The organism is Gardnerella sp. 26-12 (assembly GCF_001660745.1).
Taxonomy (GTDB): domain Bacteria; phylum Actinomycetota; class Actinomycetes; order Actinomycetales; family Bifidobacteriaceae; genus Bifidobacterium; species Bifidobacterium swidsinskii.
The window spans coordinates 1-5,939 of record NZ_LWSR01000064.1 but is presented as its reverse complement, the minus strand read 5'-3'; the positions used below and the strand labels follow the sequence as shown (position 1 = coordinate 5,939).

Below are 5,939 nucleotides of genomic sequence, written 5' to 3'. Positions count from 1 at the left end.
GTATTATGCATTACTTTTCGTAAAAATATCAATTTCAAGGTTTTTAAAGATTTTTCCCAGAAAACTCTCAGAAAACTCCTGAATACTCCCCCAACCAGCCGCAAAACCGTTGCAATATAGCCACTCTTGCGCGACACGCCGAAACTACATTTGCGTAAGCGCGACCGAATTCCCAATGCAATACCACACAAACCTACCCTGCCTTCGTCTTTACTGACTCAGACAGTCCTCGCTTGCGTTGAAAGTCCACTGGACTTTCAACTTTGAGCAAGCTCGGCACTCCGAGTTGCTTTCGTGCGCGCAATGCTACACTCAAGCAGACCGTCGCGCCACAAAACGTTGCAAAACCGCCATTCCTGGACGACACGCCGCGCGCCTACATGCGCCGCGAACTCTCTAGAGGCGTAACCTCTCACGTCACCTATTCGTTACTAATGCAGATAGCGTACTGCGCCAGTAACGCAAAACATCAATTATTCGTTATTAACGCAGAAATGCAGTAACGCAAGTAACAAAAAACGCTGAAAACATGACTCAAAAGAGCACATTTTCAGCGTTTATAAGTTTTAAACTTAATTTACTACGTACCAGCCATGCTTTCGCATAAGCTACGCAAGCAATAAATCAGGCAGCGATGCTTGCAATATCCACTGGAACACCAGGAGCCATCGTAGAAGTCACAGTTACCTTAGTAATGTAACGACCCTTGATGGTGCTTGGCTTCAAGCGGCGGATTTCGTCTGCGACAGCCTTGAAGTTCTCTTCAAGAGCCTTAGCATCGAAGGAGAGCTTGCCGAAGAGGAAGGACAGGTTGCCCTGGCGATCCACGCGGAACTCAATCTTACCGCCCTTAATATCAGCAACAGCCTTGGCTACATCCATAGTCACGGTGCCAGTCTTTGGGTTTGGCATCAAGCTACGAGGACCGAGAACACGACCCAAGCGACCAACCTTACCCATCATGTCTGGGGTTGCAACGACTGCATCGAAGTCAAGGAAGCCACCGGCAACCTTTTCGATAAGCTCGTCATCACCAACAATGTCGGCGCCAGCTTCCTGGGCCTCAGTAGCCTTTGGGCCACGAGCGAACACCAAAACCTTAGCGGTTTTACCGGTGCCGTTTGGCAAGTTAACTACGCCACGAACCAACTGATCAGCCTTGCGAGGATCCACGTTAAGGCGCATAACAGCCTCAACGGACTCGTCGAAAGCGTGCTTTGGCATGCTCTGCAACAAAGCGATTGCTTCAGCTGGGGTGTACAGGTTATTGCGGTCGATCTTCTCAGCCGCTTCACGATACTTCTTAGAACGCTTAGCCATTTCTACACTCCCTTTCAGTCGGTAACGGTAATACCCATCGAGCGAGCGGTGCCCGCGATGATCTTCATACCGGCCTCGACGTCACGTGCGGAGAGGTCAGGCATCTTAATTTCGGCGATCTCGCGCACCTGAGCCTTGGTCACAGAACCAACCTTGTGAGTCAATGGATTCTCGGTGCCCTTCTGAATGCCAGCAGCCTTAAGCAACAAAGCAGCGGCTGGTGGGGTCTTCAAAATGAAGGTGAAGGAACGATCTTCGTAAACGGTGATCTCAACTGGGACGATCTGGCCCATCTTGTCCTTCGTCTGGTCGTTATACGCCTTGCAGAAGTCCATGATGTTCACGCCGTGGGAGCCTAATGCTGGACCCAGTGGTGGGGCTGGATTTGCCTTACCAGCCTGAATCTCGAGCTTAATAAGCGCGGAGACTTTCTTTTTCGGAGCCATAATATGGTTCTTCTTTCTTGTACAAGCGGTTCAAACGGTTGTTGCAAACGCTGATATAGTCGCTTCTTACAGAAGTAAAGCACTTACGAAACGTTGCTATAAAGCTGTTTTGCAGCTTCCTCCCGCATCTTGTATTGCTGTGCTGTGCTAGCGGATTCCTCCTCCAGTCACAAGCCTTCCTATTATGCCACATCTTCGCGACACGCATCATTACGAAAGCTGCGGCTATTTTTACATAGCTATTTTGCGTAACTATCTTTGCACAACAGCAAAAGTTGGAAGCATACTTCCAAGTTGCATACCTTCGTACAACTATCTTTGCGCAACTATCTTTGCGCAGCTATCTCAGTAGACAATTCGTTAAGTATAGCGTTTCTAGTCCACGCACTCACAGTCATTTTTCTGCGCTTCGCATCGGCTTCGATTAAATGCCAAACGGTATCACTTAACCTAACAGTACGCGGTTTCAACGGCTGAGTTTCATCTTCCTAAGCTCTTCCAGCAAACTCTGTAATAGTGGCACCAGGAAAATTATCTTCTGCCTCCTCAGCCCACTTATCAACAATATCGTCAGTAATAACGAACCCATTTTCCGCAGTATACGTATTCTTACTCATCTCGCATCCCTTATCTCTTGTAAAAATCCCTTTGTAAGACGATTCGCATGAATTATAAGTATTGCGTTGTTTTCAAGCTACCATATCATGCTTTACTTCTATGCTCTTAATACAAACTCCACAAATCTCGAGCAACGCTATAACTAACTCAGAGCAAATAAGAGAACAAGAGAATATCACATTTACTTAAGCAAATTATGAACTGAATAGTACTCTTTCAAAGAATCCTTAGTAATTTTTTGAACGCATATTGCCGAACTATTAGTAGCATCATAAGCATTCTTCCATGGATCCTCACGATGTGTCATAGCACTCAAATCACTACCAGAACACTCAGCAAACTTTTTGCACACTTTTTCCACAAGAAGCTTTTGGCCATCTGTTAAAGAATCATCATTCAACTTATCAGTGCTAGGAAGCACAAACTCCCCTTTACGAATCAAAAACTTACCGCGATGCAATGCGAATAATTCTGAGCAAACAGGACCATTTCTCCATGCCTGAAAATCCTCGTTAAATAATGGATATCCAGTAGTAGCCAAAGAATACGCTTGCGAATAGTAAGCTAACTTCTGACGCTTCATAGTAGTAATAGTTCCAGCAATATCAAGGATGTACGATGCCACGTTAAAGATTGTTGTCATACGCACCTCCCTTTGCGCAACTACATTTGCGCAACAGCAAAAGTTGGAAGTCTACTTCCAAGTTGAGCGCAAAACACTAGAACATTATAAAATGTTAAAACTCTAACTCAGGATTCTTTAACAACTCATCAAACATCGCATGATACAAGCGCAAATTCAAAGACTCTATTCGCGTAATAGTTGAAATTTTGCCGCCAGCATCTTTCGACGAAGCGCCACAAACGTAAACAGCCTCATCATCCGTTCCATAATCTATAACCACATACCTATCGTGATACTTTCTGCCAGCAGTCTTAAACTTCAAATCAACACCAGGATAATCGCTTACAAAATCACCCAACATGCTTTCCGTAAGCATATTCTTACTCCTAGCGTTATCACTAAAAACTACGATTTCAACCCCTTCATCAGCAAAACGTAATAGTTCCAATGTTTTAAGACCAATATAATTATCAACAACGTAAATGCTTTTCTTAGCTGATTTATATATTTTGCAATACGCAAGATCCGCTTCTATTTTATTGCCGTCCATAAGAAGAAAATGTTTATGCGTATTTGGATTAATAAAATTATCCATTACCTTATTAAAATCTYCCTTTGTTGCCATTTGAGATTTTATTTCCGCTATATCTTTAGTATTCTGGTTTGTTTGAATCGCAAGCTTAGCTAATTCCTTCGCGCCAATAAAATCCTTATTTTCAACAATATAATCCTTCATTTGCTTAAAGGTTCTAACTAATGCCCTACTCTGTTTAACAGCAAGATCACCTCTTAACACAGTCATGAGCATATAAATACCCTGCTCCGTAAAAGCATAAGGCAAATATCGAGAGCCACCCCAACTTGAGGTGAAATTTTTGCACCTCAAGTTTTTGAACTCGTCAGCAGTTAGCCGAAACATAAAATCTTCGCCCTCAAACTTTTCAATATTATTCTTAATCTGTCTATTGAAATTTTTCGTTTCATACCCATATATTTCAGCAAGCTCAAAATCAAGCATGACTTTTTGATTACGAATGTTGTAGATTTTCTCTTTTATTGTTTCAGCGTCTATTATCATTCCAACAGACGCGTTTTTAGAGTCAGCGATAATTAGATTTTTATTCCCCTCTACCATAAGATCACTCCTAAAAAATGTGCGTAAAACCTAGCGCTGTACAACAAAAACTACATTTCTAACACAAAACCCATGAATCGCAAGCAATCAGGGTTATTCCCAAAAATCAATCACAAGCCATAAAACATCTAACAACTAGCAAAACTAGCATGCATCAGCGCATAAATATAATTCTATAAGATTCCACAAATAAAAAGCAACAAAAAAAAATCGGTTTTAATACAAACGCACAGCACATTTATGTAGTGCGCTTGTACCTGATTTACGGCATGTCATGCCAAATCAGCCAAACGGCTAAGCCGTGAGGAATAAGTGCACTACATAGCAGCGCGAAGGCAGGTCGGAACGCTACACCAATCCACACATATAAAGTGGTAATATTACGAGATTCAAATCTTTTCTAACGCTAAGCTGTTTAGGAGCAAATACATAACTAGTTCCAATTCTTTTTGAAAACTTGTTCTTAAATTTATCAAGAGAAACTGTTTTAAACACATTCCCAGATTTAACTTCAATAGGAGATATACGCATTTTGCCAACAGAATCCTGAAAAGCTTTAGAAATCAAAAAATCTATTTCCATAGTATTTTCCGAATTTTCTTTGTCTCTATTTGAATAGAAGAATAGGCGATGTCCAGATGCTATTAGCTGTTGCGCAACAACGTTTTCAACTAGCATTCCTTCATTAATTGAGATTTTTCCAAATAAAATTTCTTTATACAGATCATTAGACGCAATACTACTATCTGAAAGTATCATAGAAGTCAACAAACCGGTATCAGCCATATAACATTTTACTAACGCATCATCTGCATTAAGATTCAATCCCACATTTGGATCTGTAGATTTGTAGCAATTATTTGTAATACTCGCATCCGAAAGCCAAAAAAACGCATCCTTATAGTCACGCATACGAGCATTCTTACCTAAGGAAGTAATCCTATATCTTTTTTCATGTCTGGAAAGCTGTGCTGGTATTCCATCAAACACAGACATAACTTTCATTTCATAACCTTTTGCAAACTTTGCAGCATCCTGCCTATAGAGCGAAAGAATACGACGCTTAACCCTATCTACTCGAGCAAAATCTCTCGAATCAACATATTCATTTACAGACTGCGGCATGCCACCAACTAGCATATATTCTCTAAAAAGTCGCATCGCTTTTTTATGTAAAACATCTGGCAAAGGATTTAACTCATCAAATGAATCTTTAATAACTTTCGATAGATTTTCTTCTCCAAAAGCCCACAAAAATTCTTCAAAATCAAGAGGATACATGCGTTCTTCTTGTTCTTCAGATGGAATCAATATTGTTTCAACATTGTGTTTAATAGACAATAACGAGCCAGTCTCTATATAGTCGTATCTGCCATCTGCAACTAGTTGTTTTACAAATTCTCTAGCCTGTGGGAAAAATTGCACTTCGTCAAAAACCATTACCGATTCACGGTTATAAAGTTTCACACCATATAGTGCAGATATGTATGTAAAGAAAGTGCTTAAATCTGAACGATAATCTTCAAATAGGCGAAGCGCATCTTTTGATGCTTGCGAAAAATCAATAAGAATATAAGACTTGTATTCGTTTCTTGCAAACTCTTCAACTATAGTACTTTTCCCAACTCTTCGAGCACCTGTTACTAAAAGCGCTGTTGAACCGCGATCAGCATTCTTCCAATCGAGCATTTTTTGATAAAATTTTCGCCTTAACATATAACACCACTCTTAATTACCACAAAACCGTTGAAAATACTATTGTTTTATAGTATATATCTGTCTCTTATACACATCT

6 protein-coding genes are annotated in these 5,939 nt (G+C 40.8%); all 6 read right to left on the bottom strand.

Annotation, left to right across the window (positions count from 1 at the left end; all coding sequences use genetic code 11):
* Nucleotides 1-624: 624 nt before the first annotated feature.
* The 6 genes from rplA to A5295_RS04120 all read right to left on the bottom strand — a co-directional run bounded on the left by rplA (nucleotide 625) and on the right by A5295_RS04120 (nucleotide 5,860).
* Nucleotides 625-1,320 (bottom strand): 50S ribosomal protein L1, encoded by a 696-nt coding sequence (gene rplA, locus A5295_RS04140; RefSeq protein WP_004106273.1) that lies wholly within the window; start codon nucleotides 1,318-1,320, stop codon nucleotides 625-627.
* 14 nt (nucleotides 1,321-1,334) lie between these two features.
* Nucleotides 1,335-1,766, bottom strand: coding sequence for a 50S ribosomal protein L11 (rplK, locus tag A5295_RS04135; RefSeq protein ID WP_004118588.1), 432 nt, complete (start codon nucleotides 1,764-1,766; stop codon nucleotides 1,335-1,337).
* A 488-nt stretch (nucleotides 1,767-2,254) separates the two neighbouring features.
* Nucleotides 2,255-2,383 carry a hypothetical protein gene (locus A5295_RS06560; protein WP_004109178.1) on the bottom strand — a complete coding sequence of 43 codons (129 nt, stop codon included), beginning with the start codon at nucleotides 2,381-2,383 and terminating at the stop codon, nucleotides 2,255-2,257.
* Between the two features lie 182 nt (nucleotides 2,384-2,565).
* Nucleotides 2,566-3,027, bottom strand: coding sequence for a Panacea domain-containing protein (locus A5295_RS04130; RefSeq protein WP_064621788.1), 462 nt, complete (start codon nucleotides 3,025-3,027; stop codon nucleotides 2,566-2,568).
* Nucleotides 3,028-3,121: 94 nt separating this feature from the next.
* Complete coding sequence (locus A5295_RS04125) at nucleotides 3,122-4,144, bottom strand: ORF6N domain-containing protein (RefSeq protein ID WP_064621786.1); 1,023 nt, start codon at nucleotides 4,142-4,144, stop codon at nucleotides 3,122-3,124.
* A 348-nt stretch (nucleotides 4,145-4,492) separates the two neighbouring features.
* Complete coding sequence (locus A5295_RS04120; protein WP_064621784.1) at nucleotides 4,493-5,860, bottom strand: ATP-binding protein; 1,368 nt, start codon at nucleotides 5,858-5,860, stop codon at nucleotides 4,493-4,495.
* Nucleotides 5,861-5,939 lie beyond the last annotated feature (79 nt).